This is a genomic window from Halobacillus sp. ACCC02827 (genome assembly GCF_030291935.1).
Classification (GTDB): Bacteria; Bacillota; Bacilli; order Bacillales; family Halobacillaceae; genus Halobacillus.
Window position 1 is genome coordinate 1,017,359 of record NZ_CP128168.1, and the last position, 24,669, is coordinate 1,042,027.

General features: G+C 46.1%; 28 protein-coding genes. 16 read left to right on the top strand and 12 right to left on the bottom strand.

The features are described from left to right. Positions 1–162 precede the first annotated feature (162 nt). The gene (locus QRD89_RS05270; protein ID WP_286096450.1) at positions 163–783 is read right to left on the bottom strand and encodes an NAD(P)-dependent oxidoreductase; all 621 of its coding nucleotides are present in this window, start codon (positions 781–783) and stop codon (positions 163–165) included. A 340-nt stretch (positions 784–1,123) separates the two neighbouring features. Here QRD89_RS05270 and fumC point away from each other — a divergent pair, with 340 nt between their 5' ends. From fumC to QRD89_RS05285, 3 genes are all read left to right on the top strand, one after another. Then, a complete protein-coding gene (gene fumC, locus QRD89_RS05275) occupies positions 1,124–2,515 on the top strand; it encodes a class II fumarate hydratase (protein WP_026578329.1) in 1,392 nt (463 codons plus the stop codon). A gap of 131 nt (positions 2,516–2,646) precedes the next feature. Beyond that, entirely contained in the window at positions 2,647–2,850 is a 204-nt protein-coding gene (locus tag QRD89_RS05280; RefSeq protein ID WP_008634733.1) for an alpha/beta-type small acid-soluble spore protein, read from the top strand. A 64-nt stretch (positions 2,851–2,914) separates the two neighbouring features. Then, on the top strand, positions 2,915–3,148 hold the full coding sequence (locus QRD89_RS05285) for a hypothetical protein (protein ID WP_286096451.1): 234 nt from the start codon (positions 2,915–2,917) through the stop codon (positions 3,146–3,148). Positions 3,149–3,246: 98 nt separating this feature from the next. Here QRD89_RS05285 and QRD89_RS05290 read toward each other — a convergent pair whose 3' ends face one another. Continuing rightward, positions 3,247–4,344, bottom strand: coding sequence for an ABC transporter ATP-binding protein (locus tag QRD89_RS05290; RefSeq protein ID WP_008634738.1), 1,098 nt, complete (start codon positions 4,342–4,344; stop codon positions 3,247–3,249). Between the two features lie 143 nt (positions 4,345–4,487). Next, on the bottom strand, positions 4,488–5,381 hold the full coding sequence (locus QRD89_RS05295; protein ID WP_286096452.1) for a PucR family transcriptional regulator: 894 nt from the start codon (positions 5,379–5,381) through the stop codon (positions 4,488–4,490). 120 nt (positions 5,382–5,501) lie between these two features. Between QRD89_RS05295 and QRD89_RS05300 the strand changes: the two genes are divergently transcribed. Further along, complete coding sequence (locus QRD89_RS05300; RefSeq protein ID WP_286096453.1) at positions 5,502–5,783, top strand: metal-sensitive transcriptional regulator; 282 nt, start codon at positions 5,502–5,504, stop codon at positions 5,781–5,783. A gap of 70 nt (positions 5,784–5,853) precedes the next feature. Here QRD89_RS05300 and QRD89_RS05305 read toward each other — a convergent pair whose 3' ends face one another. Further along, complete coding sequence (locus QRD89_RS05305) at positions 5,854–6,030, bottom strand: hypothetical protein (protein WP_008634745.1); 177 nt, start codon at positions 6,028–6,030, stop codon at positions 5,854–5,856. Positions 6,031–6,163: 133 nt separating this feature from the next. Here QRD89_RS05305 and QRD89_RS05310 point away from each other — a divergent pair, with 133 nt between their 5' ends. From QRD89_RS05310 to QRD89_RS05320, 3 genes are all read left to right on the top strand, one after another. Beyond that, entirely contained in the window at positions 6,164–7,300 is a 1,137-nt protein-coding gene (locus QRD89_RS05310) for a DUF445 domain-containing protein (RefSeq protein ID WP_286096454.1), read from the top strand. 86 nt (positions 7,301–7,386) lie between these two features. Beyond that, a complete protein-coding gene (locus QRD89_RS05315) occupies positions 7,387–7,746 on the top strand; it encodes a YlbF/YmcA family competence regulator (RefSeq protein ID WP_008634748.1) in 360 nt (119 codons plus the stop codon). A 162-nt stretch (positions 7,747–7,908) separates the two neighbouring features. Further along, positions 7,909–8,679, top strand: coding sequence for an enoyl-CoA hydratase (locus tag QRD89_RS05320; RefSeq protein ID WP_286096455.1), 771 nt, complete (start codon positions 7,909–7,911; stop codon positions 8,677–8,679). 46 nt (positions 8,680–8,725) lie between these two features. On the opposite strand, the gene QRD89_RS05325 is transcribed toward QRD89_RS05320, so the two are convergent. Further along, positions 8,726–8,911 (bottom strand): YhzD family protein, encoded by a 186-nt coding sequence (locus QRD89_RS05325; protein ID WP_026578335.1) that lies wholly within the window; start codon positions 8,909–8,911, stop codon positions 8,726–8,728. Positions 8,912–9,071: 160 nt separating this feature from the next. Between QRD89_RS05325 and QRD89_RS05330 the strand changes: the two genes are divergently transcribed. The 6 genes from QRD89_RS05330 (at position 9,072) to QRD89_RS05355 (ending at position 17,122) form a co-directional block, all read left to right on the top strand. Then, positions 9,072–9,971 carry an ABC transporter ATP-binding protein gene (locus QRD89_RS05330; RefSeq protein WP_008634754.1) on the top strand — a complete coding sequence of 300 codons (900 nt, stop codon included), beginning with the start codon at positions 9,072–9,074 and terminating at the stop codon, positions 9,969–9,971. Next, the gene (locus QRD89_RS05335) at positions 9,964–11,217 is read left to right on the top strand and encodes an ABC transporter permease (protein ID WP_286096456.1); all 1,254 of its coding nucleotides are present in this window, start codon (positions 9,964–9,966) and stop codon (positions 11,215–11,217) included. The genes QRD89_RS05330 and QRD89_RS05335 overlap by 8 nt, the downstream gene beginning before the upstream one ends. A 120-nt stretch (positions 11,218–11,337) precedes the next feature. Next, a complete protein-coding gene (locus QRD89_RS05340) occupies positions 11,338–12,585 on the top strand; it encodes a metallophosphoesterase family protein (RefSeq protein WP_286096457.1) in 1,248 nt (415 codons plus the stop codon). Continuing rightward, positions 12,582–15,503, top strand: a complete 2,922-nt coding sequence (locus QRD89_RS05345; protein WP_286096458.1) for an ATP-binding protein — start codon at positions 12,582–12,584, stop codon at positions 15,501–15,503. Before QRD89_RS05340 ends, QRD89_RS05345 begins: the two co-directional genes overlap by 4 nt. A 92-nt stretch (positions 15,504–15,595) precedes the next feature. Next, a complete protein-coding gene (locus QRD89_RS05350; protein ID WP_008634757.1) occupies positions 15,596–16,858 on the top strand; it encodes an MDR family MFS transporter in 1,263 nt (420 codons plus the stop codon). Positions 16,859–16,930: 72 nt separating this feature from the next. Beyond that, the gene (locus QRD89_RS05355) at positions 16,931–17,122 is read left to right on the top strand and encodes a sporulation YhaL family protein (protein WP_008634758.1); all 192 of its coding nucleotides are present in this window, start codon (positions 16,931–16,933) and stop codon (positions 17,120–17,122) included. Between the two features lie 40 nt (positions 17,123–17,162). Here the strand turns inward: QRD89_RS05355 and QRD89_RS05360 are convergent, their stop codons facing one another. The 3 genes from QRD89_RS05360 to QRD89_RS05370 all read right to left on the bottom strand — a co-directional run bounded on the left by QRD89_RS05360 (position 17,163) and on the right by QRD89_RS05370 (position 19,140). Continuing rightward, positions 17,163–18,053, bottom strand: a complete 891-nt coding sequence (locus tag QRD89_RS05360; RefSeq protein ID WP_008634760.1) for a peptidylprolyl isomerase — start codon at positions 18,051–18,053, stop codon at positions 17,163–17,165. Between the two features lie 233 nt (positions 18,054–18,286). Beyond that, entirely contained in the window at positions 18,287–18,469 is a 183-nt protein-coding gene (locus QRD89_RS05365; protein WP_008634761.1) for a hypothetical protein, read from the bottom strand. A gap of 119 nt (positions 18,470–18,588) precedes the next feature. Further along, positions 18,589–19,140 carry a DUF3267 domain-containing protein gene (locus tag QRD89_RS05370; protein WP_008634763.1) on the bottom strand — a complete coding sequence of 184 codons (552 nt, stop codon included), beginning with the start codon at positions 19,138–19,140 and terminating at the stop codon, positions 18,589–18,591. Positions 19,141–19,368: 228 nt separating this feature from the next. On the opposite strand from QRD89_RS05370, the gene QRD89_RS05375 reads away from it, so the two are divergent. Beyond that, complete coding sequence (locus tag QRD89_RS05375) at positions 19,369–19,701, top strand: DUF1878 family protein (protein WP_008634765.1); 333 nt, start codon at positions 19,369–19,371, stop codon at positions 19,699–19,701. 52 nt (positions 19,702–19,753) lie between these two features. Here the strand turns inward: QRD89_RS05375 and QRD89_RS05380 are convergent, their stop codons facing one another. From QRD89_RS05380 to QRD89_RS05395, 4 genes are all read right to left on the bottom strand, one after another. Next, positions 19,754–20,326 carry an HTH-type transcriptional regulator Hpr gene (locus tag QRD89_RS05380; protein WP_008634767.1) on the bottom strand — a complete coding sequence of 191 codons (573 nt, stop codon included), beginning with the start codon at positions 20,324–20,326 and terminating at the stop codon, positions 19,754–19,756. 515 nt (positions 20,327–20,841) lie between these two features. Then, positions 20,842–21,249, bottom strand: a complete 408-nt coding sequence (locus tag QRD89_RS05385) for a YtxH domain-containing protein (protein WP_008634769.1) — start codon at positions 21,247–21,249, stop codon at positions 20,842–20,844. A 148-nt stretch (positions 21,250–21,397) separates the two neighbouring features. Next, complete coding sequence (locus tag QRD89_RS05390) at positions 21,398–21,937, bottom strand: tryptophan transporter (protein ID WP_008634771.1); 540 nt, start codon at positions 21,935–21,937, stop codon at positions 21,398–21,400. 127 nt (positions 21,938–22,064) lie between these two features. Beyond that, the gene (locus QRD89_RS05395; RefSeq protein WP_062512850.1) at positions 22,065–22,487 is read right to left on the bottom strand and encodes an HIT family protein; all 423 of its coding nucleotides are present in this window, start codon (positions 22,485–22,487) and stop codon (positions 22,065–22,067) included. Between the two features lie 135 nt (positions 22,488–22,622). Between QRD89_RS05395 and QRD89_RS05400 the strand changes: the two genes are divergently transcribed. Both QRD89_RS05400 and QRD89_RS05405 read left to right on the top strand, forming a co-directional pair. Further along, positions 22,623–23,366, top strand: a complete 744-nt coding sequence (locus QRD89_RS05400) for an ABC transporter ATP-binding protein (RefSeq protein WP_062512852.1) — start codon at positions 22,623–22,625, stop codon at positions 23,364–23,366. After that, a complete protein-coding gene (locus tag QRD89_RS05405; RefSeq protein ID WP_286096459.1) occupies positions 23,359–24,573 on the top strand; it encodes an ABC transporter permease in 1,215 nt (404 codons plus the stop codon). Before QRD89_RS05400 ends, QRD89_RS05405 begins: the two co-directional genes overlap by 8 nt. Positions 24,574–24,669: the final 96 nt, after the last annotated feature.

Below are 24,669 nucleotides of genomic sequence, written 5' to 3' on the forward strand. Positions count from 1 at the left end.
TGTTTAAGGAGCAGGATGCTTCAAATGGGACGCTGCTTTAAGGGCTGCCGGTAATACTTCTTTTTGCTGTTCCGGAAGCTATCCCGGGACCAGCACTTCTTTCATGCAGTCCGCAGCTGTCCAACGTTTCTTTTCATCGTACACTCCAATACAAAAGCTATCTTAATAGCAGATGCCGACTCTTTTTTGGGGGAATCGGCTGTCGATCATTTCCTGCATAGCAAATTCCGCAGTATCTGCAACCGTTATTTTTTTGCCGTCTTCCGGCAGTTTGTTTATTTCATAACGCACAATTCCTTCTTTTCCACCGTCAGGAAGGTAAGTGGGGCAGATAATCGTCCATTCAAGGTCGGACGCTTGCAATAGTCGATAAACCTGGGCGTGTTCTTCCGCAGCGAATGTCTGCTTCCGCTTGGATTCATTGGTTTCAAAGCGGAATTTCCCTTCCTCGTGCCGGCTGTTCAGTATGCCGGCGGTTCCAATAGTGACAATGCGGCTGATTCCCTTTTCCTTCATTACTCGAATAATGTGAGGAAATGATGTGGTTAATGTATCTGTTTTATCCGTACTCAGGCCACTGAAAACAAGATCGCAGCCATCCAGGGTTTGTCTGACGGCTGCCTCTTCTTTCGTATCTCCGACGATAAGCTCCGCATCGGGGATCATCGCTTCTGCTTTCGAGCGGTCTCTTACCAACGCTTTTACGGCGAACCCTCTTTTTATGGCATGCTTGACAACAAGCGAGCCAACTCGTCCTGTTGCTCCAAATACAGCTATTTTCATATAGATCAACTCCGTGTTTCTCAATTATCTTATTTCTTTTTCCTTACACACAAGACTCCTATGTAAACACTCGTCCATTTTAGACGCTACAAAAAAAGGGAGCCCGTTGCAAGGCCCCTTTTCACCACATTATACCCACTTGAGAGATCAAGCAATTATGGACGATGTGTTCAATGGTTGCTTGATACGGTCATTATACATAAAAATCAGAAAAATGTAAATAATCTGAATTAAAATAAGTAGTATTTTGTCAAAAAGAATCGGAACGGTACGTGATTGTTCAAAAGATTCTTGATACAATGAAATGGCAGAAAATGAAATGGTGAAAGGGAGGATTCTTATGGATTATCGTATGGAGAAGGATACCATTGGTGAAATCAAAGTGCCAAGTGAAAAATACTGGGGAGCACAAACACAGCGGAGTAAGCAGAACTTTCCGATCGGGGAAGAGAAGATGCCGAAGGAAGTTGTGGAAGGATTCGCTATATTGAAGAAAAGTGCAGCCAGGGCGAATGCAGAGCTCGGGCTTTTAGAAGCGGATAAAGCGGATGCCATCACCTACGCAGCGGATAAGATTATCGCAGGGGAGCTGGAGGAGCATTTCCCACTGGTCGTATGGCAGACAGGTAGTGGTACACAGTCCAATATGAACGTCAATGAAGTCATTGCCTACGTAGGAAACCAATGGCTGGAGGAACAAGGCAAAGAAGTGCGTCTCCATCCAAATGACGACGTAAACAAATCACAAAGCTCGAATGATACCTACCCGACGGCGATGCATATCGCATCCGTAAGAAAAGTCGAAGACGTTGTACTTCCGGCTCTCGTACAATTGAAACAAACATTGAATGAAAAAATGGAAGCGTTTCATGAGATCGTTAAAATCGGCCGAACCCATTTGCAGGATGCCACTCCTTTAACATTGGGACAGGAGATCAGCGGCTGGCACCGTATGCTTGAAAAGACGGAAAAAATGCTGATTGAAAGCACTCAATATGTGAAGGAATTAGCTATCGGCGGCACAGCTGTAGGAACGGGGCTCAACGCTCATGTCGATTTCTCCGATCATGTCGTAGCTGAAATCAATAAAGCGACAGGAAAAACTTTCCTTTCTGCACCAAATAAATTCCATGCGCTTACATCTCATGATGAACTCGTCCATGCTCACGGAGCTTTAAAGGCATTAGCCGCGGATATGATGAAAATCGCCAACGACGTGCGCTGGCTTGCCAGCGGACCACGCTGCGGCATCGGTGAAATTACGATCCCGGCCAATGAACCGGGAAGCTCCATTATGCCTGGTAAAGTGAACCCTACTCAAAGTGAAGCCGTGACGATGGTGGCGGCCCAAGTAATGGGAAATGATGCGACCATCGGATTTGCAGCCAGTCAGGGAAATTTTGAACTGAATGTATTCAAACCTGTCATTGCTTATAATTTCCTCCAGTCTGCACAGCTCCTTGCCGACAGCATCGTTTCCTTTGATGAGCGCTGCGCAAGTGGAATTGAACCGAATCACGAACAAATTGAAAAGAATCTGCGCGATTCCTTGATGCTTGTCACAGCCCTGAACCCGCATATCGGTTATGAGAATGCGGCGAAAATCGCCAAGACCGCTTATGAGAAAAATCAGACGCTGAAAGAGACGGCAGTCGAACTGGATCTGTTAACAGAAGAACAATTTGAAGAATATGTAGATCCTAAATCCATGACGAAACCGAACGCAAAGTAAGTAATACCAAGGGTTTTCAGCCATCGTGATCTCTTTTCGTTTTATCTCCAAAAATTTCCTCTGTTTTTTTTGACATAAAAAACAGATGTCCGACCCATACTACGATTACACAGGACAGGAGGTGAGACACGATGGCTAACAACAACAGTTCAAACGAGTTGGTTGTACCTGGCGTACAACAAGCTCTAGACCAAATGAAATACGAAATCGCTCAAGAATTCGGCGTACAACTTGGTGCTGACACTACAGCTCGCGCTAACGGTTCTGTAGGTGGAGAGATCACTAAGCGTCTTGTACAAATGGCTGAACAACAGTTCGGTGGATACCAAAAATAAATATTGGTGACGAAGGAGGAAGGGTGAGCCCTTCCTCCTTATTTTTTGTTAAAGGAGTCCACTTATGCAGGAATGCAGTGCATGCAATGGCTGGGGGGACCAGGAGTATAACTGCCCGCGATGCCCGAACCTCATGAAGGACGAAGGCCGTGCGGCGGATTATTTCGATGATTACAGTCCTTATCTCGATCAGAATGCCACCAATCTCGTGGACGGAGTGGAGAACTCTGGCACCGGTACATGTGTTCATTTGTTTGTATGTGATTCATGCGGGTGGCAGGATATCCGGCAGGTGTAAGGAGAGGAATAAAAAAAAGAATCCGGCATGACCATTATTGGTTCTGCCGGATTCTTTTCGTTTATACGTAAAATCGGTGGCTGTAAGATTGACGTATATTAGTGGATACGCAGTTCTGTATCTTTGTCGAAGAAGTGGACTTTGTTCATGTCGATCGCTAATTCAATCTTATCTCCGCCTTGAATGTCTGAGCGGGAGTCCACACGTGCGATGAATTCCTGATCGTTTACTTTAGAGTACAGGTAGGATTCGGATCCCATTAATTCCGCAACTTCGATATCAGCTGTGATTTTCTTATCCTGGTTGGCGTCAATGAACAAAGGTTCGTCGTGCATATCTTCCGGGCGGACGCCGAGAATAATATCTTTGCCGATATAATTCTGCTCGCGAAGCGGCTTCATCTTACCTTCAGGAACGGCAATCTTAATTTCACCGAGCTCAATGTGCCCATCTGCCAGCGTTCCGTTCAGGAAGTTCATGGCGGGAGAACCGATGAAACCACCGACAAACACGTTATCCGGCTTGTCATAAACTTCTTTAGGAGCACCGACCTGCTGAATGATTCCGTCTTTCATAACGACAAGTCTCGTCGCCATTGTCATCGCTTCCGTCTGGTCGTGGGTAACATAAATCGTTGTCGTCTGCAGACGCTGGTGCAGCTTCTGAATCTCGGCACGCATTTGCACACGAAGTTTCGCATCCAAGTTGGAGAGCGGTTCATCCATTAAGAACACTTTGGCATCACGTACGATGGCACGACCCAGCGCAACACGCTGGCGTTGTCCGCCTGATAACGCTTTCGGTTTACGGTCTAAAAGAGCTTCGAGACCAAGAATCTTGGCAGCATTGTTTACGCGTCGCTCAATTTCACTCTTGTCCATTTTACGGAGCTTCAGGCCGAATGCCATATTATCATAAACGTTCATGTGCGGGTACAAGGCGTAGTTCTGGAAGACCATCGCGATATCGCGGTCTTTAGGAGCAACATCATTCATGCGCTTATTATCGATCATGAAGTCGCCGCCGCTGATTTCTTCCAATCCGGCAATCATCCGGAGAGTGGTGGATTTTCCACAGCCGGAAGGACCGACGAAAACGATAAACTCTTTATCGTCGATATGTAAATTGAAATCATCTACCGCTTTCACATTTTTATCATAGATCTTATCGATATTCTTCAACATTAACTCTGCCATGATCATTTCCCCCTGTGCTAATTTTTAAAAACGCTTTCTGAAAACGTTTTCTTATTAGCTTCAGTGTAGCGGAGTTCCTTGATCTGGTAAATGGACAAAGTGCACAAACCTCTGTCGAATTGGTTTGTGCACTTTGTCGGATGTTACTGTTCCATTTGCAAAAGAGCCAGATATACCGGGACTGCCACTTCAAATTTCTTTACATCCAGTCCTGTCCTTTCAATGAATTTGTCGACCCTGTATTGCAGGCTGTTCCGGTGCATATACAATTTCTTAGCCGCGAGAGTCGTGTTGGAACCGGACTCGAGGAACACCCGGATGGTATCAAGCAGTTCCTTCTCCTCGTCCATATCTGAAAAAACGGTTCGTTTCATATAATTCCAATCCTCTCTGTTCAGAGAATCTAGAAAAAGGTACGGCAGGATTTCGATGGAGGACACGACGGGACCCAAATGATAAGCGGCTGCAATAGCTGCTGCCCTTTCGGACCAGAGGAATACGGTGCGCGCATCTTGAATATGCGTTTCCGTATCACTGACATAGAAGCGGATGTCGGTATAGAGATCGCTCATCAATATGTCCGGGATGCCTTCCAAAGTGAGCAGTTCCTGATTTTCCTGAAATACTTCTTCAATAATCATTCCTTCCCGGTTATTCTTCCAAAGAATTGGTACTTCCTCCGGGAAAAGCGATTGGAAAGCTTCTTGTATCGATTCCTTATCAGGCGTTGTATCCTTGATGGAGAAGATTAAGAAACGAAAGGCGCGAGGCGGATGGAAATCAGGAGCTTTGTCCTGGCCTTTAAGTATTTGCCGCCATTGGGCTTCTCTTGTCGGCTCCCCGTGCTTCTCGTTGATCGGCGTGAGGAAAATCGACAGCAGGTCTGCTTCTTTATCGTGAAGTGCAGCTTTGTCAATACCGACCAAATCGCCGTCCTCCGTCGTAAACCATTGGAATTTTGCTGCCTCTTTTCTGTTTTTAGGTTTCTGTAATAAGATCGAAGGGTATATACGTGTGAGTTGATCGATTATCGTCATAGCTCGGCTCTCTTCCTTTTCATTAGAATATTTAATAATATAGTAGTACAATATAGGAATTACGCAAAGCGCTGTTATCAAAATAAGATAAAGGGTGTTAGTGGAGAGGAGGAAAAAGACATGGATCAATTGAAGGAAAAAAGCGTCTACGGTCAGGAGACCAAGAATCGGTTGAAGAGAATTGAAGGACAGGTCCGGGGCGTGTTGAAGATGATGGACGAAGAAAAGGACTGCAAAGATGTCATCACCCAACTTTCCGCTGCCCGTTCTGCAATGGACCGTGCAATCGGGTACATCGTGGCGAAGAACCTGGAAGGATGCATTCGTCAGGCACATGAAGAAGGAGAATCAGCGGAGGATTTAATTAATGAAGCCGTTCAAATGATTGTTAAAAGCCGATGAGCTCGTCGGAATAAAGAAAGCTGTCGCTTCACCGCGTCTGGAACCCAGACCTTTTAGCGACAGCTTTTTTTTATTTCCCGTCTTTCTTATTTTCTGCCTGTTCCGGGATCTCATGGGCTTCTCCTATTTGTTCTCTGCCGTACACAGGGAGGACCGTGCCGCCGGCCATACCTTCATTGATCATACGGTCGACATCCAGCTCATATTTATCTTTTCCTTCGGGAGCTTCCTTTCGCTTCTTCGTCATTTTCTCACCTCCTTTTTTACATTCTGCCCGATATGGCAGAAACGATGAGGAAAGGAAGCGCTTCTTCTCTTATTGGCACGAGACGTGGAAATCGATTATACTTGGTACACTATGATTGGAAAGAAGGTTGAACATGAATCCAGTACTACTCATCATCATGATGGTCGCCATCGGGGCCCTGATTGGTGGTTTGACGAATTCATTGGCTATTAAGATGCTTTTCCGTCCGTACCGGGCGGTTTATATAGGGAAATTCCGACTTCCATTTACACCCGGGTTGATTCCTAAGCGTCAGAAAGAACTGGCGCAGCAGCTTGGAAAGATGGTCGTCAACCATCTGTTGACAGCAGAAGGACTTCGAAGGAAATTGGAGCATCCGAAATTTCAGGAACAGATGACCGTGTTTGCCGGCCGTGAGGTTCAAAAATTACTGCAGCAGGACAAGCCTTTACGTGACCTGCTCAACAAGTATCACGTGGACGTTTCGACCGCTAAGTTGGAACAACAGATAGAAACATGGGTCGAAGAGCGTTATGATCTGGTTATGGAACGATATCGCACGGTTCTGCTTAAAGAGGTTCTGAAAGAGCAATGGCTGGAACAGGCGGACGAAAGTATAGAAGCTCTGGCCGGACATCTGCAGGCGAGCGTCGAACAATACTTCCGAAGTGGGGAAGGCCGGGAGAAAGTGGAGGCACTCATTGAAAATTATATGGACAACCAAGGTTTTCTTGGCAGCATGATTTCCTCATTCATCGGTCCGGAGGGACTGACGGAGCGTATTTATCCCCTTATACTAAAGTATGTTTCCGATAGAGAGATGAATGACTGGCTGCAGTCGATGCTTCGTAAAGAGAAGGACAAGCTGCTCGAGCAGCCGGTCGGTTTCTTTGAAGATAAGGTCGGAAGCCGGACGATCAGCAAAACTCTAGGCAGGGCAGCCTCCAACGCCCTCCCTGTGGAAGAGTGGATGAACCGGACGGTACAGGAGTGGACAGCTCCTTATCAGAAGAAGATTGTAGAAGAGTTCGTACCTGTGGTCGTTCAGAAATCGATCGTCCTGTTATCCTCGAAGATAGAAGGTCTCATGTCTACGATGAAACTTGCAGACATTGTTCAGGAAGAAGTGGAAGCCTTTCAAGTCGATCGACTGGAGGAAATGGTTCTCGGCATTTCCAGAAGGGAATTTAAGATGATTACGTATCTTGGTGCTCTTCTCGGTGGATTAATCGGAATATTACAGGGCTTGATTGTCTTATTGATGGGATAACCGGTAATTCCTATACAGAACGAAATGAGTTTGTTATAGTGGGGTAGGAGTTTTGAAAGAACGAAATCTTAGGAGGTACGTAAATTATGTCAAACCTATACGATCACGCATATGATCTTGAGAAAGCAATCCGCAACAGCGAGGAATTCAACGGACTGAAAAGTGCTTATGAAGCAGTCATGAACGACGAAGCTGCGAAGAAAATGTTCGATGATTTCCGCGAAACACAAATCAACCTGCAGCAGAAACAAATGCAGGGTCAGGAAATTACAGAGGAAGAAGTGGAACAGGCACGCAACGTGGTAGAGCTTGTTCAGCAGCACCCTCAAATCTCCAAGCTTATGGAAGAAGAGCAGCGTCTGAACACGGTTATCAATGACATCAGCCGCATCATCACGAAGCCGTTGGAAGAGCTTTACGGTAACCCGGAAGCACCTCAACAGTAAGTAATTCGTACACGCCGCCTGAAAAGGGCGGCGTTTTTTTTTGCCTTTTTAAAGATGAAAAGGGAAAAAACAAGGGAATGCTGTCGATCAAAGCAGGAAAATGAATGGTCATTCACGAAAGAGTATGCATGGTTCAATTCTTATCAACGAAGGGGAATGGATATGAGTCGATATATCATAGAAGAAAAAGATAATGTCGTCCATTTGAAAATCGCCCGAGGGGAGAAATACAATGCCCTTGATGCGGGAATGCTTAAGGAATTTGTCCAGGCGCTCCACGATGTAGAGGCGTGTGAGGCGCAGATTGTCGTCCTTTCAGGAGACGGGCAGGGATTTTGTGCGGGTGGGGATGTTACGATGATGACGGAAGTGGCGGATAAAGATGTATTTGCTGCTGTTATGGATGATATTGAATCCATCGTGACGTCGATATTCCGTATGCCTAAGATTGTCATAGCCGCTGTTCACGGACCAGCTGTAGGATTAGGATTAAGCATTGCCCTTTCGGCTGATTATATTATCGCGGATGCGGACGCCAAGCTTTCGATGAATTTCATTGGTATTGGTCTCGCTCCGGATGGAGGAGGTCATTTCTGGCTTCAAGAACGGCTTGGAACCCATCAAGCAAAGCACTTCGTCTGGGCTGGAGAACAGATGACGGCCGAACAAGCTCTCGAGCATAAACTGGTGGATAAAGTTGTAGAGGGAGACATACAGGCCGAAGCGGATACGTTCGCTGCCTATTGGAGCAGGCGTCCATTATCTTCGATGATTGCAACAAAGCAGATCTACCATCAATATCAAATGCCTCAACTGCAGCGTTATCTTGCAGATGAGAGGGAAGCGCAGTGGCAGCTGAGGCAGACCGCCGATCATGAAGAAGGCGTTCGTGCATTCGTTGAAAAGCGAAGACCACATTTTACCGGGAGATAAAAAAGTAGGAAAGCCACGCACCTGAAGATGCGTGGCTTGATTTATTTCATCGGTGAAACAGGACGAGACGGCCGTCCGGAGATACACAGCGGTGAGTGTAGCTGTCGTATCCCTTCTCTGCTAACTTTTGAGAACCAATATCTTTCGCTTTGTCATCGTTCTCTGCTTCGAATGCTTCATCCAGTACATTTGTGCCGTCCTTTTCGAATACGGTTAAGTAGTAACGCTTCATGGCAATGCCTCCTCAGGTGAATAATCGTTCATTTTCTTACATTGGCTTTTCATACGGGAAAATCCTGCATGGAAGCTGGATTTCTTTTATTTTCCTTGATTATGAAACCTTTTGTTCAAAGAGGGCGTACGTATAGAGTACAGAAAGGGGAGAGAAAAGCATGACATTGAAATTAAAATCTGTGACGAAGCAGTTCGGGTCGTTTACAGCTGTGAATGATTTATCGCTGGAAATACCGGAAAAGCAGATCTTCGGGTTTCTTGGTGCGAATGGTGCGGGAAAAACGACAACGTTCCGGATGATTCTCGGGCTGCTGGATCAATCAGCAGGAGAGATTACGTGGGAGGGCGAGACCGTCGGTTACGATAAGAGTCATTTAATTGGTTATTTACCGGAGGAAAGAGGGCTGTATCCGAAACTGAAGGTTCGTGACCAACTCGTCTATCTCGCCTCTTTACGCGGGATGAAGAAGGCAGAAGCCGTAAAGGAAGTTAAAGCCTGGCTCGAACGTTTCAAAGTGCCGGAGTATGAACAGAAACGAGTCGAGGAGTTGTCCAAAGGAAACCAGCAAAAAATTCAGTTCATATCTGCCGTTTTACATAAGCCGAAGCTGCTGATTCTCGATGAGCCTTTTTCCGGATTAGACCCGGTTAATGTAGAGATGCTTAAGTCTGCTGTCGTCGATTTGAAAGAAGCGGGCACGTCGATTGTTTTCTCTTCCCACCGGATGGAGCATGTAGAAGAATTGTGTGAGCATTTATGCATCATGCATCACGGCCGCCCGGTTGTCCATGGAAAGTTGAAGGACATTAAACGTTCTTTCGGAAAAAAGAATATCCGTGTACATGCGGACTTCGATACGTCCTACTTGGAGGCGGTGGAAGGGGTGACGGCTTACAAGTCCATGTCGGAAGGATGCGAATTGCAGATTGCGGAGGAATCGGTTGCCGGCCGCGTGTTCGAAGCGCTTCATGGGAAAGGATTCGTACGCACCTTCGATTTAGAAGAGCCTACCTTGAATGATATTTTCATTGAGAAAGTGGGGTCTTCCTATGAATAAATTCTTCATTATGATGGGGCATGCCTATAAAAACAGAGTGAAGTCGAAGTCATTCGTCATCACGACGGTTGTGATGGTTGCTCTTATTTTTCTAGTTTCCAACCTTCAATCCATCATCGAAACATTCTCAGGAGAAGAAGACAGCCGGGAAGTAGCAGTCCTTTCTGAAAATCCGGAATGGTACGCTGCTCTGGAACAGACACTATCGACCAATGAAGAGATGGAATTAACGAATTACAAAGGGAACCTCGATGAAGCTAAAGAGGAAGTGGAATCCGGCAATTATGATTCCATTATCGAAATAGAAGCGGATGAATCCGGCCTGCCTGTCGCGACGTATTATGCGGATCAGATCGCTAATACAGGAGAGAGTGAACCTGTCCGCCAAGCACTGGAACAAATGAAGGTCCTTCAGGTGACACAAGATGCGAACGTCGCTCCGGAAGTCCTTCAGCAGATTAATCAGCCGGTCGTCTTCGAGTTGGTAGCTTTGGAAGAGAGTGCAAAAACGGCCGAAGAATTGGAACAAACGCGTGGGATCGTCTACATCATGCTGTTCTTTATGTATTTTTCCGTCATCATGTACGGCAATATGATAGCGACGGAAGTGGCGACGGAGAAGTCGAGCCGCGTCATGGAAATACTCATTTCTTCCGTCTCACCTGTATCGCAGATGTTTGCAAAAATCATCGGAATTGCTCTGCTCGGTTTGACTCAGTTTGCCGTCTTTATCCTGGCTGGGTATATTGGCTTGAAACAGAGTGCTGATGGAGGCGAAGATACGTTCCTCAGCTTCATCGGTCTGACCAATATTGAGCCGATGACCATTATCTATGCCGTCATCTTCTTCCTGCTTGGCTATCTGCTTTATGCTACGCTTGCAGCTATGCTCGGTTCTCTTGTCAGCAGACTGGAGGACGCCCAGCAGATCGTTGCACCGATGATCATGATGATCGTCATCGCCTTCTTCCTGGCAATAGTAGGCTTAAGCATGCCGGATGCCACATTCATCACGGCAGCCTCGTATTTCCCATTCTTTACGCCGCTGCTTATGTTCCTGCGTGTAGGTATGCTGGATGTACCCGGTTGGGAAGTAGCTTTATCCCTAGGGGTTCTTATTGGATCGATCGTACTGCTTGCCGTCATCGGTGCAAGGATTTACCGCGGCGGTGTTCTCATGTACGGGAAATCAACGTCACTCAAGGATGTGAAGACGGCCCTTCAATTATCTAAAAAGGAAAAGTAAAGCTGGAGATCTGCGGGAGAGGGCTTCCGCAGATCTTTTTTTGTGTTATAGGGGAACGTGCATTCGTTTCTTTCGTTTGGTAAAATGAAGACAAAGCTATTGGAAAAGGGGAAAGTCTACATGCATAAACCGATCCGTTTTATCCACAGTGCGGACCTGCACCTCGACAGCCTCTTCAAGACGAAGGGACATCTCGATGATCGTATACTGGAGCAGCTGCGCGAAAGTACCTTCCATGCATTCGATAAGCTGGTCCAGGCAGCTATTGAGCATGAGGTGGATTTTGTGCTGATTACCGGTGACTTATATAATGAAGAAAACCGGAGTCTGAAAGCACAGGTTCACCTCCGGGAAGGATTCAAACGCTTGAAGAAGTTTGGAATCCCTGTGTTTTTAAGCTACGGTAACCATGACTTTACGAAGGGGATGGAAGATCCGATTGAGTTCCCTGACAATGTACATATTTTTCGATCAGAGAATGTAGAACATTTTATATATGAAAAGCAGGGGGAGCCACTCGCTCATATATATGGCTTCAGTTATGAAACAAAAGCGGTGGAAGACAGAAAAGCACTCGAATACAAGCGTACAGGGGCCCCGGCATATCATATCGGAATGCTCCACGGCAGCTTGGATTCGAACAGCGATCATGATGTATATGCTCCGTTCACAATAAGTGAATTGAGGGAGCGTGACATGGACTACTGGGCGCTCGGTCATATTCATAAGCGAAGCATACTTTCCGAGGATCCGCCAATCGTGTATTCGGGAAACATCCAGGGAAGATCCATGAAGGAACAAGGGGAAAAAGGCTGCTATCTGGTGGAAAATAAAGACGGAACCTGGAGCCGCAGCTTCCTGCCGCTGCATACGGTAACGTTCGTAGCGAAGAAGGCAGCTTGTTTATCCGATCATCCACAGGCGATTGAACAGGCATTAGACGAAGCGAAGTCGCAAGTCGGTGGAGCGAAGTCTGCTGTTATGCTGGAGGTGACGCTGACAGCAGAAGGTGGAGTGCTCAAGCGATGGGCAGAGCAAGGGACAGTCGATGAGTGGGTGGAAGTCCTGAACGAAGCGGAAGATGTAAACAGGGAAGATTGGATATGGATCGATCGTGTCGTTATTAATGATCAGCCTGGCTGGGAAGAAGCGGAACTTCGACGTGGAAACCACTTTCCTGGTGAGCTCTTAAAGATATCTGATGAAATAGGGGACGCAGAACTGGAGGAATGGCTGGCTCCAGTCTTTCAACATCGGAAAATAGCTAAATATGCGGCAGAGATGTCCAGCGAAGAACGACTTTCCATCATGCAGGAAGCGAAGGCGCTGACCATTGACCGGTTATGGAAGGGAGAGGACAGCGAGTGAAAATCCTCGAGTGGAAAATTTACGGATTCGGAAAATGGAACGACCAGTCGATGGAGCTCTCCACTACTCAGGTGAACCTGTTAACCGGCCCGAATGAAGCAGGTAAGTCGACGTTGTATCAATTCATCCTGTTCATGCTTTTCGGTATGAATCCAAAACAAAGGGAACGTTATCTGCCGAAATCCGGCGGAGCAATGGGGGGGCGGTTGGTGATAGAGACGGAAACAGAAGGGGTCGTATCGATCGAGCGCATCTATGATCGTCATAACGGCCGTGCCGTCTGCAGGATGGAAACAGGGGAAGAATATGGGGAAGAATGGTTAGGAGAGCATCTCGGAGCCGCTGATCGGCATGTGTATCAATCGATATTCAGCTTCAATTCTGAAGACCTTCTTTCCCTGGAGGAAGTTACCGGAGAAAATCTTGGCGAGTTACTGCTGAATATCGGTCTCACAGGGTCCGACGAAATTTATCAAACTGAGAAATGGTTGGAGAAGATGACGGAAGACCGTTTTAAGCCGAAAGGGAGAAAGCCGATCATTAACGAGCAGCTGCAACGATTGGAAAATCTCGATCGCGAGCGAAGAGCGGCTGAAATGGAAGAGAAAGATTACCAGCGATTCCTGGAGGAAGAGAAGCGTACGCGCGAGGAGCTCGATTATCTTGACCAAGCGTGGCAGGAGAATTTGAACCGTCTATACAGAGCGCAGCAGCTAATCAAAGCGAGGCCGGTGCTGCTGCAGTATCACCAAACGAAGGAAGAGGCGGAAGGCAAAGATAAGAACCTCCCCTTCCCGGTGTCCGGAAGAGAACGTTACCAGCAGTTAAGAGAATCTCTGCTTCCGTTAGAGTCGGAACAAAGAATGCTGGAAAGCAGGATAGAAGAGCTGAGAGAGGAACAGGCGGAACTCCTGGACAAGGTGGACGAAGATATGGGGGGGGTGGCCCCGTCTGTTTTAGCTGAAAAAGAGGGTTACGAGAGGCTCAGCCATGAACAGGAACAGTTGGAAGAGCGCCGACTGTCCTTGAATGAATCTGTCACCAGGGACTTGAAGAATATGGATGTTCCGGTGGGAGTGGAGGAACTCGACGAGTATACTCTGCCTTTCTATATTGAGGAAACATGGCGTGATCTACATGCAGAGTCCCAAATGGTGGAGCAGGAAGAGCGTCGTATAGAAGAACAGTGGACGGAGATGTCGCGGACTTTTGATCGTGTAGAAGTCCGAAAGGCAGAGATCGAGGAAGAACGGATCAGCAGGGATCAGCGGGACAGGTATGAAAAGCAGATAGAAGCTGCTTATGAGTCGGCTGCCGCTTCCAATCCGGACAGACAGGGACGTACGACAAAGGATCAGCTCTATAAACGGAGAACGGTTGGTGCAGGTGCAGCTGCGGGTTTTGTCCTGTTTATCGGTATTCTGATTGCATCAGGCGCTGGTAATGGATGGTTTTATCTACTCCTCCTTGGACTCGCCGCCATAAGCGGAGCAGCCGCCTTTATGAGTCATAAAAGGATCCGCATCCTCGCTGTATCTGCGGCAAATAAGCTTCCTATATCCCCGCACGGCCTGGAGGAAGCGAGAAGACAGATAAAGAGAGAGGAAAAGCTTCAGGCGGAGTGGGAACATTTGCACCAGCAATGGAAACGACTCAGCCAAGAGGAGATTCGACTTGAGGAGAAGCGCAGCCATTTGTCGCAGAGAAAGAATAGACTGGACGCCGGCATCGACGAACAGAAAAGTCTGTACCCATTCCTGACATCGTTGCAGCTCGCTTATTGGGAAAAACTCTATCATCTATTGACGAGAGCCCGGGATAAGAAGTTGGAGTTGAATCAAACGGTGAAGAGAATGGAAGAGAATAGAAAGCAGCTTCTTCTTTCTGAAGAGCGGCTGAAAGCTTTTCATCACCAGATGAATTGGGAATTTAACTCGAAGGATGTGCAGAGAGGGTGGCAGCGGCTCTCGGACTGGATTCATGAGCAGGAAAGGATCGATGAAAGAAGGCAGCAGCTGGAACAATCCATTTTAGGAATGAAGGAAAAGAAGAAAACCTGCCTGGATCGGATGAAAGTCTATCAGGATAAAAAGTATGAGCTTTTTTCCATGGCAGGTGTTGATAAGGAAGAAGACTTCCTGTTGAAGTCGAAGGAGAAAGAGGAAGCAGAAGAACTTCACGCACGGCTTTATGAACTCGGACAAAGAGTGGAGGGAATGCTGTCGGACGAAGAGCAGCAGGAATACGCCGTATGGTCGATGGTCCCTGACGAATCGTTTCTTCATGCAACAGTGGAGAAATTTCAGGCAGAGAAAGAGCAGCTGGAAGCGAAGAAGAAAGATACCCAGAAATTGCTTGTGGAAACGACAAGCAAGCTTCAATCACTGGAACGTTCCGGTCGGCGCTCGGAAACGGCACATCGTTTTCAAACAGAGAAAGACCGCCTTCAGGAACAAGTGAAAGAGTGGGCGAAATATCAAGTGGCACTTCAGTTTCTTAGAAAAACCAAGCAAGCGTACAAGGATGGCTATCTACCTCGTGTGATGGATACGGCGGAACGTTATTTCCATAAGCTTACGAAGGGGAAGTACGGGGAGATTTTTCTTTCGGAAGGTACGGAGGTTATACAGGTAAGGGATGGGGATGGCGTCGTCTACAATCCTGAAGAACTATCCAGAGGTACGAGGGACCAGTTGTATGTTTCCTTCCGTCTTGCCTTGGCGGAAACCATGGCGGATTCGTTCCAGCTGCCGTTTCTTGTGGATGATGCGTTTGTCCATTTTGATAAGGATCGTCTTGATACGATGCTGCAGATTCTGGAAGATATTTCTTTGAGGAATCAGGTGCTGCTTTTCTCATGGAGAAGCGACTTGTCTGTGCATTTCCGCTCTGCCCATACGATCGAGTTAACATCGTAATAAAAAGGATGGTGCTCTGCTTATGCGCACGATGCCGTATGATGGAACACGTGTGGAAGTGGAGCATTTTATATGGACAGGAGAAATAAAAAATGAAGTGGAAAGACTGGGATAGAAATTTAAAGATCCGTTTGTTTGGAGAAGGGACGATGAATGTACTGTTCTGGGCATTCTTCCCTTTCATGACCATCTTTTTTGAACGTTCTTTCGGAAAAGATCAAGCCGGCCTGATGTTGATCATGTCACAGGCATTTTCGGTCGTCGCCAGTCTGACCGGCGGCTATTGTGCCGATCGTTTCGGCCGAAAGAAGATGATGGTTTTCTCAGCTCTTGGAGAATGCGGGGCATTCGTGCTGTTTGCTGCTGCGAATTCCCCCTGGCTGGATTCACCTTGGTTGACCTTCACGGCTTTCAGCCTGCTCGGGGTTTTCGGAGCGTTATACTGGCCGGCTTCGCACGCAATGGTGGCGGATGTCGTGGAAGAGAAGCACCGCGCAGGTGTTTTCGCTGTGTTCTATACGTCCATTAATATCGCGGTCGTCATCGGACCGTTGATCGGGAGTTACGTTTTCTATGAGCACCGATTTGAGATGCTTTTGACAGGGATCGTCGTTACCGCAGTGCTTGCCTTTGTGCTTTGGTATTTCCTTGAAGAAACGGTGCAGGTGAAAGAGCGTCATAAAACAGAGGGGAAAGGGTTCTTTGCCGTCTTATGGGAGGAATTGGCTGCTTACAGACTCATCGCAACGGACAAGCTGTTCCTATTGTTCATTGTGGCCGGTGTCCTCGTCGCTCAAACATTCATGCAGCTTGATTTATTGATAGCTGTGTACACAAGTGAAGTCATCGACAATCAAACCCTGCTTGCATTCGGGAATTGGGAATGGACCGTTTCCGGCGAAAGGGCCTTCGGTTTGATTTTGGCTGAAAATGGCCTGCTTGTTGCTTTGTTCACGGTCATTGTCACCAGATGGATGACTCGTTATAAAGAAAAATGGGTTTTTATCGGTTCGAGTCTCTTGTACGCATGCGGGATTGTTCTGTACGGTTTCACGCAATCCATTTGGGTATTTGTCCTCGCCATGGCACTCTTTACGTTTGCTGAATTGATGGTCGTCGGTATACAGGAGAGCTTTGTATCGAAACTTGCCCCGGAAGATATGCGCGGTCAATATTTCTCAGCGGCATCGTTGAGGTTTACCCTCGGGCGTTTATTAGCACCATTCAGCCTCATCCTCTCCAACTACTTAGGCTTTACCATGACCTTTGTATTGTTAGGAGTCTTCGCTTTGTTGAGTGCCGGAGTATATAGTGTCATGTTTCACAGGCTGGAGAAAAAGGAAAGTGCAGCTTAATGGAGAAGCTTGTTCATAAACTACTTCTTTCCTACATAAGATAGTGACAAATGGGATAGGGAGGATATATCCATGCTATTCGGATTTCCAATTTGGGTCATCTTGTGTGTTGTTTTTATATTTTTAAGCGGCTATATGGCATTCCGTGCAATGAAAGCGGAGCAGAGTCTGGAGCAGGAACATATCGAGAGGGAAGGGCAAGTGTATTTAAAGCGGATGGAACAGGAACGGGAGCGGAAGAAGAAGGCAGTCGTTTCCAAATGAAAAGCCAGGTGAATGCTCACCTGGCTTTTTTGATGGAGTATTATTCTTCTGTCTGCTGCTCGGAATCGGCTTCTTCTTTATCGAAAAGATCTTTGAATTGGTCGATTTTCACATCAGGATTGGCATCCTCGATGATTTGATCCATTTTTTCCTGAATGGCAGCTTGATCGAGCTTGCTGCTCTTCAGTGTGCGTTCAATTTCAGCTTTTTCATCTTCGTAAGAACCTACGTCTTCCACCTCACGCGTATCTGTAAGTTTGATGATGTGGAATCCATAAGAAGTTTGGACAGGGTCACTTACTTCGCCTTTTTCCAATCCGTATGCAGCATCTTCAAACTCTTCAACCATTTGTCCCGGACCGAACCAGCCGAGTTCTCCACCGCTCTCTGCACTTGTATCTGTGGAGTATTCTTTCGCAAGCTCAGCAAAATCTCCCCCGTCGGCAAGTTTCTGCTCGACTTCCTTCGCTGTTTCTTCATCTTCTACAAGGATATGGCTCGCTTGAAGTTCCGTCTTCATGCGGTCATAATATTCCTTCACTTCTTCTTCTTTGACTTCGATGTCCTCAGTAGCTGCTTTTTCCTGCAGTAGGCTTAAACGAAGCGTTTCTTTGAATTCATCTTCATCTTTAATATTGCTCTGTTTCAGAAGGTCTTCAAATTGATCACCGGTTTGGTCTTTGATCTTCTGCAATTCTTTGTCGACTTCCTCATCGGAAACTTCGTAGTTGCTCTTCAGCACTTCTTCCAGGACAAGTTGATTCAGGACTTGCTCTCCAGCCTGGTTTTGCAGTTCCTGGTAGAACTCTTCCTTCGTCACTTCTCCATCTTTTGTTTTCACGACCGCTTCGGACTCATCGGCATCCGATGAACATGCGGACAGGGTAAGTACACTTGCTGCTAAGGCAGCACTTATGACTATTTTCTTCATAGCTTGGACACTCCTAAACCTGTAATGTAGTTTTCCTGACGTAGAGGTTTTATCTTAACAGCCTATGAGTTAATATAACATATTTTCCTTCGTCAGTTCTATATGGACCCTATAAAATGTGTGAATAATTGGTTAATCGACGTTTTTCTTATAGCAGAAGGGGGAATAAGAAGTGGATGCGATGGAAGACATAAAAAAACAGGCCGGGTTAGGAGAACCTGCCTGCCTGCTTCTTATAGTGTATTCAGTACTTCCACATATGATGAAATCAATAAGATTGTAATCAACACATTAATAGTCCGGAAGACGCGGGTTTGCTTTTCATTCGACATTTTCGTCTTTAAGCATAAGGAATGAGTGAGTGAATTAAACACGAATAGAATGACGAGCGCGTACAAGCTGAATCCAATTGCCATGTTGAAGAACCTCCTTTATTCCCTATGAAACTACTCTATCAAAATTTGGATGGAATGAACAGAAAAAACACCCCTCATGATAAAAAACAGCGCCCCTTTTAACGGGCGCTGTTTTATTGTCACGCTTTAGGCTGGTGGATAAGGATGTCGTATCCTTCCTTGGCGTTTTCGATCAGGCATTTCTTCGGTGCTTTCGCGAAATGATTCAGATAAAGGTAATCCGGGAAAGACAGGCCGATGTTCACAGATGCCAGCAGGACAAAGTAAGCGAAGTAGTGAGGGAACATATATCCCATGATCAACGCCGGAAACGTAATTAACATCGTTGGCGCAAGAGCCATAGCGATGGATGTCTGTTTCGAAAGCTTTGTCTTGCATTGGTAAGTGAAAGTCGGAACGCATCTTTTCTTGACCCGGAACTTAACGTGCAGCCGCTTATAACTAAGAATAAGTGGCAGCATGTGCATCAGCCGGTGAATCGACGGCAGAAAGAACATCAGTAATAGAAATGGCAGAAAGCCTCGATCGTTCACATCGTGGCTGCCATGAATCATGGAAAAAGGCAGATACAAAAGTAAAAACGACAGTAAACCTGTCATGAAAGACATGAGTAAAAGACGATTCAAGCCGAATTCTTTATTGATGTTGACTGATTTCCAGCAGTTCATCATAAGAATCCCTCCCTTGCTACTAAAAATGGTGTAATTGTATAATGAATATCAATAAGATATGTTTGATTGTTTGACAGCCGATTAAGCGGCACAAATGGAATAATAGTATGTTTCTACACAAAAAGCAATAGGTTTTATGTAAAAAAATGATTGTCTTTTAAACTTGCAGGGAACGGATAGGTAACCCCTGTAAATAAAGCGTTAACAAGGCGTTGTGGAGGGAAGATTGTGAATAAAGAAAATAATGGGGATTTATGTGCGTTTCATTTGCAGTTGCTGCTGGACGTGGAAGAGATGGATAGATATCCTTTTACAAGGCTGGTTATTGATCGGGAAGTGACAAAGAGGGAGTATCGGCAGACGATGCATCTGCTGGATACTTTAGAAGCTCGCTATGAACAGGAGAAGGAAATCGGATTAATGGATCATACGCCGCTGCTGCTGCACTATGCCGGGATGCTCTGTCCCAAGCTCCCTGTCGGCGAATCCTTGGAAGCTCTTTTAGAAGAAGGATTGTACGAAGAGTTGATCAGCAGACTATTACTACTACATAAACCATAAAAAACCCTTTCCCCGAATCGGTTCGAGGAAAGGGTTTTTTATTGCCTGTTATTTACGAAGATTTAGACTGTTGCTTGTAACTTTCGATATCCGTAGGCTGTTTGATGTTTGTCTCCTGCTCAATATTCTCAAGAGAACGTTCTAGAATTTCCATATATTCATCTCCGTAGATCTCTTTAATCAGGGCAGATAAATCAAGGAATTCCGGTAATTTCCCATACATTTCTGTCATCGGCATCACACCACGCAGCACAGAATTATCTTCTGGATTGTATTCATTTAGTGTTGCTTCCAACAGTTCGATTCCGTCTGCAGTCAATTCCACGTACGTGTTTCTCTTATCATTTTCCCGTTTGGAAAACTGCAGAAGGCCTCGCTCTTCCATTTTCTTCGAGAAATTGAAGGCAGTGGATACATGCATGACTCCATATTTTGAGATCTCTGAGATGCTCGCACCTTTTAAATGGTAAGCAATCCATAAAATATGGTGTTCATTAATGTTCAACTGGAACGGCTTAATCCAATCTTGCCAATCCTTTTCGATGGCTTTCCAAAGCGCCTTGGACAACTGCGCCATTTTATGACTATAGAAAATCGCCTCTCGCTTGGAAACTTTATCCTTCATACATCTCACCTTCTTTTGGTTTTGTCTTAGCTTATATTTTGACACGTTTGTCCTAACATAAAAAGATATAATGCGTTAGTTTACGATGATATCTTTCTCCACTACTAATGATATAAAATTTCTATGAATTATCAAGATATAATGTGCTGATATAGTATAAAAATTTCTCGCAGCCGGGTGTCCTCCCTTATGGAACACTTTCCCGAGACTGACGATTTCAAACTATAAATGTATAGGTATTTTAACATAAATTGGTTCGTTTTGGATGGAAGCTTCAAGGTTTTGGGTCAAAATACATCTTTTAAAGTATGGAGGATTTCATTTTCCATTCGTTCCATGGAATTTGAGTCGTTTCAGAATCTTTTTAAAAAAACAGACGTGAAGAACAAAAGGGGAGTATCGCTCGTGAAAAATCTGCATAGAGCTGAAATCGACCAAGCCCTATCTGATATACACTCCAAACAGACGGCTGAATAAAAAAGAATCCCGCTTCATGCAGCGGGATTCCGTGTCGTTTACTGGTGGTTAATGACTTCATGACTTGGCTGGGTTGTGTGGCCCGGCTGTTCTGCTTTGGCCTTCTCTTCCAGCTCTTTCAAGCTTTCTTCGATCTGTTCCAAGTACTTTTGAATGTTCTTCTGATGAGGCTCTACGGTACGCTTCCAGCCTTCAATGGAAGTCTTCACGTCTTCGGACAGCTCTTTGATCAGCTCCGCGCCTTCTTTGGAAGTCTGAGCAATCTGATCCTTCAACTGGAATCCTTCTTCTTTCAAACTGAGGACGGTGTTCTTCAAACTCTCACTCCTCAGTTTCGCGTTCTCCCTGAAGTCCCGCCCGGAAGAAGGCGTATTAAGCAGGGTGTAAATGGCTGCTGCCGTACCTCCGACAAGAAAACCTAAAGCTAATGATTTACCGTTTGGCATATTCCGTCTCCTTTCGAAAATGGCTCTTATTTATATTTTCTCTTAATATGTATGATTGAAACATGAAAAACAACAAAAAATTCCTTGCTCCCCGAAGTAGTAAACCAAGGGCACTACGCCCGTAGTGCCCTTGCAGCATCCTCTGCTGTTATTTTGCTGTCACACCGGCGGCTGTCTTGGCGATGGATGTCCGTTTCATGATTTTCGTGGCAATCGGGTAGACTACCGCGATGAACAGGATGTTAAAGGCAGTTGCAGGCAACACGACGGTTGCGAACATAATACCGAAACTGGCATCCATCAACCCGATGATATAAAGAACAACGGCTAGGAAAATCGATCCGCTGATCATCGTGCCGATGCCGGCAAGTACAGGCTGTGTGACTTTATGATGAGAGATTTTCTTCGTCATCAGTACGAGAGCGAAAAATGCGAAAGCAGTAACGGGCTTATCAATGATATTGGCCAGTTGGCCGCCCGGGGCTGTGGTCGTAAGTGCGGATATGAACGCAGTCGCAAGGGAAATTAAAAGCACATATGGTACTTTTGGAAACATCAGAATCCCTAAGAACATCATGGCAAGCATCATATCCGGACGCATCCCGAAGAAAAACGGCGGTGCTACGGCGTGAAGCACGGCTCCAATTCCTACTAACAACGATAACATGACTAATACTCGAATATTCATTTACAAACCTCTCCTCAACTATGCTGGTCTCTACTGTATTTACGTCCAGGTGTGTCCTCATGACCACCTGCGATCGTATGCAGATATTATATCAAAAGCTCGTTAAAAATCAAAAAAGACGGCTGTTTTAAAGATGGCTCCCGATCTGGGCTGCGATTGTCTGCAGGTCATCGCTTGAGTAGTCGTCGGTATGCACTTCCCACTTGGCATCAAACCCATCCCCTTCGCCGTAGCGGGGAATCAGGTGGATATGTAGATGGAAAACCGACTGTCCTGCCGGAGCTTCGTTATTGTTCAGGATATTCATTCCGATCGGTTCATACTGCTTTTTGATTGCGTTCGCTATGGCTGGTACCTTCGAAAACAGGCGGGCAGCTGTTTCCGGATCGGTGTGGTACACGTCTTGTGTATGGTGTTTCGGGATGACGAGGGTATGTCCTTTCGTCACTTGGCTGATGTCGAGGAAGGCGTACACGTCTTCATCTTCATATACCTTTGCCGACGGGATTTCGCCGTCGATAATTTTACAAAAAATACACGATTCTGCCATATGTCAACACTCCTTTTCTTTTGTCATTCATTGTATCACAGAAACTCTGCTGTTCTCGACGGCGAAAAGTGTATCGCGGAAGGAAATATGATAAAATTTTGGCAAACGTGATGTTCAAGAAAATGGGGGAATACAATGGAACCTTTATTACATATTGAAGATCTCCACGGAGGTTATACGCACAAAAACGTCCTGCACGGCATTTCCTTCGATGTAAATCCACAGGAAATTGTCGGTCTGATCGGACTGAACGGAGCAGGGAAGAGTACGACGATCAAACACATCATCGGCATGATGCAGGCGAAGAAAGGAAAGGTCGCCATCAACGGAACTTCTTTTGATGAAGAGCCGGAGAAATACAGGCAGCAGCTCGGTTATATACCGGAAATGCCGATCCTGTACGATGAACTGACTCTTTATGAACACCTGCATTTGACCGCGATGGCTTACAACGTTCCGGAGGATGAATTCAAGAAAAGGATGGACCCGCTCTTAAAAGAATTTCGGATGGAGAAGAAGCTGAAATGGTTCCCTGTTCATTTCTCGAAAGGGATGAGACAGAAGGTGATGATCATGTGTGCTTTCCTGATCGAACCAGAGCTGTATATCGTCGATGAACCGTTCGTCGGTCTCGATCCGCTCGGAATCCAGTCCTATCTTCAGATGATGGAGGATATGCGCGACAAAGGGGCTGGAATCCTGATGTCGACCCATATCCTCGCGACGGCCGAGAAGTACTGCGATCGTTTCATCATTCTTCATGACGGGGAAATACGCGCACAAGGCACGCTGGAAGAACTGCGCCGTTCGTTTGGTAAAGCGCAGGCATCACTTGATGATATCTATGTGGAACTGACGAAGGAAGAGCAGCATGATTAATGCCAAGGAATTTTGGAAAAAACGCTTCTCCGCACATATGAAAGAAACGAACCGGTACTTGAAGTACATTTTTAACGGTCACATGGCCGTCGCGATGTTCTTCTTCGTTTCCGCTCTCGCCTATTTCTATCAGCAGTGGCTGCAGGATATCCCGGAAGGCTTTCCAACGGCTTTGATCGTAGGTGCGGCTTTCGGATATATGGTGAGCTACAGCCCGGTACGCACGCTTCTCAAAGAGCCGGACTTAGTATTTCTTCTTCCTGCAGAATATCATCTTGGAGATTATTTCAGACGCTGCTTGTACTACAGCTATGTCATCCAGCTATACCTCATTTTCCTGATAGGTGCTGCACTTGGGCCGCTGTATTTCGCCACTTATCCGGAATTCGGCACCCGCCATTATTTAATGATGATCGGAGTCGCACTCATCATCAAGGTGTGGAATATGTTGTCGAACTGGTGGATGCTGAAAGAACGCAGTCCGCGGATCCGAGTCACGGACCAGCTTGTAAAAGCCGTCCTGAATATGGTCATCTTTTACTTCCTGGCGAAAGGGGAGTGGTTGTTTGCAAGTATCGTAACCGTTCTGCTTGTAGTCGTCGTTCTTTATTCGTACAACCTTTCCAGGAAAAAAGCCGGGCTGACTTGGGATCTGCTTGTACAAAAAGACCAGCAAAGGATGCGTACGTTTTACAGGATCGCCAATATGTTTACGGATGTCCCTCATTTGAAGAACACCGTCAAGAAAAGACATGGTTTAGTGCGGGCACTGATTGGTGGACTTACCTATCGGCAAGACCAGGCTTTCGCTTATTTATACCGGATTACGTTCGTCAGAAGCAGTGATTATCTGGGCATGTATTTCCGTTTGATCGTCATAGGCGGTCTCGCTGTCTGGTTCGTTCCGAATGTCTGGTTCAAAGCGGCCTTCGCTCTCCTGTTTCTTTATTTGACCGCTTTTCAAATGATGTCGCTCTGGAACCATCACCGGACGATTGCCTGGATGGATATTTATCCATTAAAGAAGGAATGGAAAACGAAAGCGCTGCTTAGTTGGATGAAGCAGCTTATGCTGTTTCAGACATTTCTCTTCGGACTCTTATTCCTTGTCCAATGGAACCCTGTCGGTCTCGTCATCGTTTGGGGAGGCGGAGCAGTATTCAGCTATCTATTTATAAATAGTTATGTGAAACAAAAGCTGGTTTAGAAACGTACACGTTTACGGCCCGGCTTCATCCGGACATTGTCCCGGCATTCCTCCTCGGAAGACCGGCATGTCCGGATTTTTCATATAATAATCGGA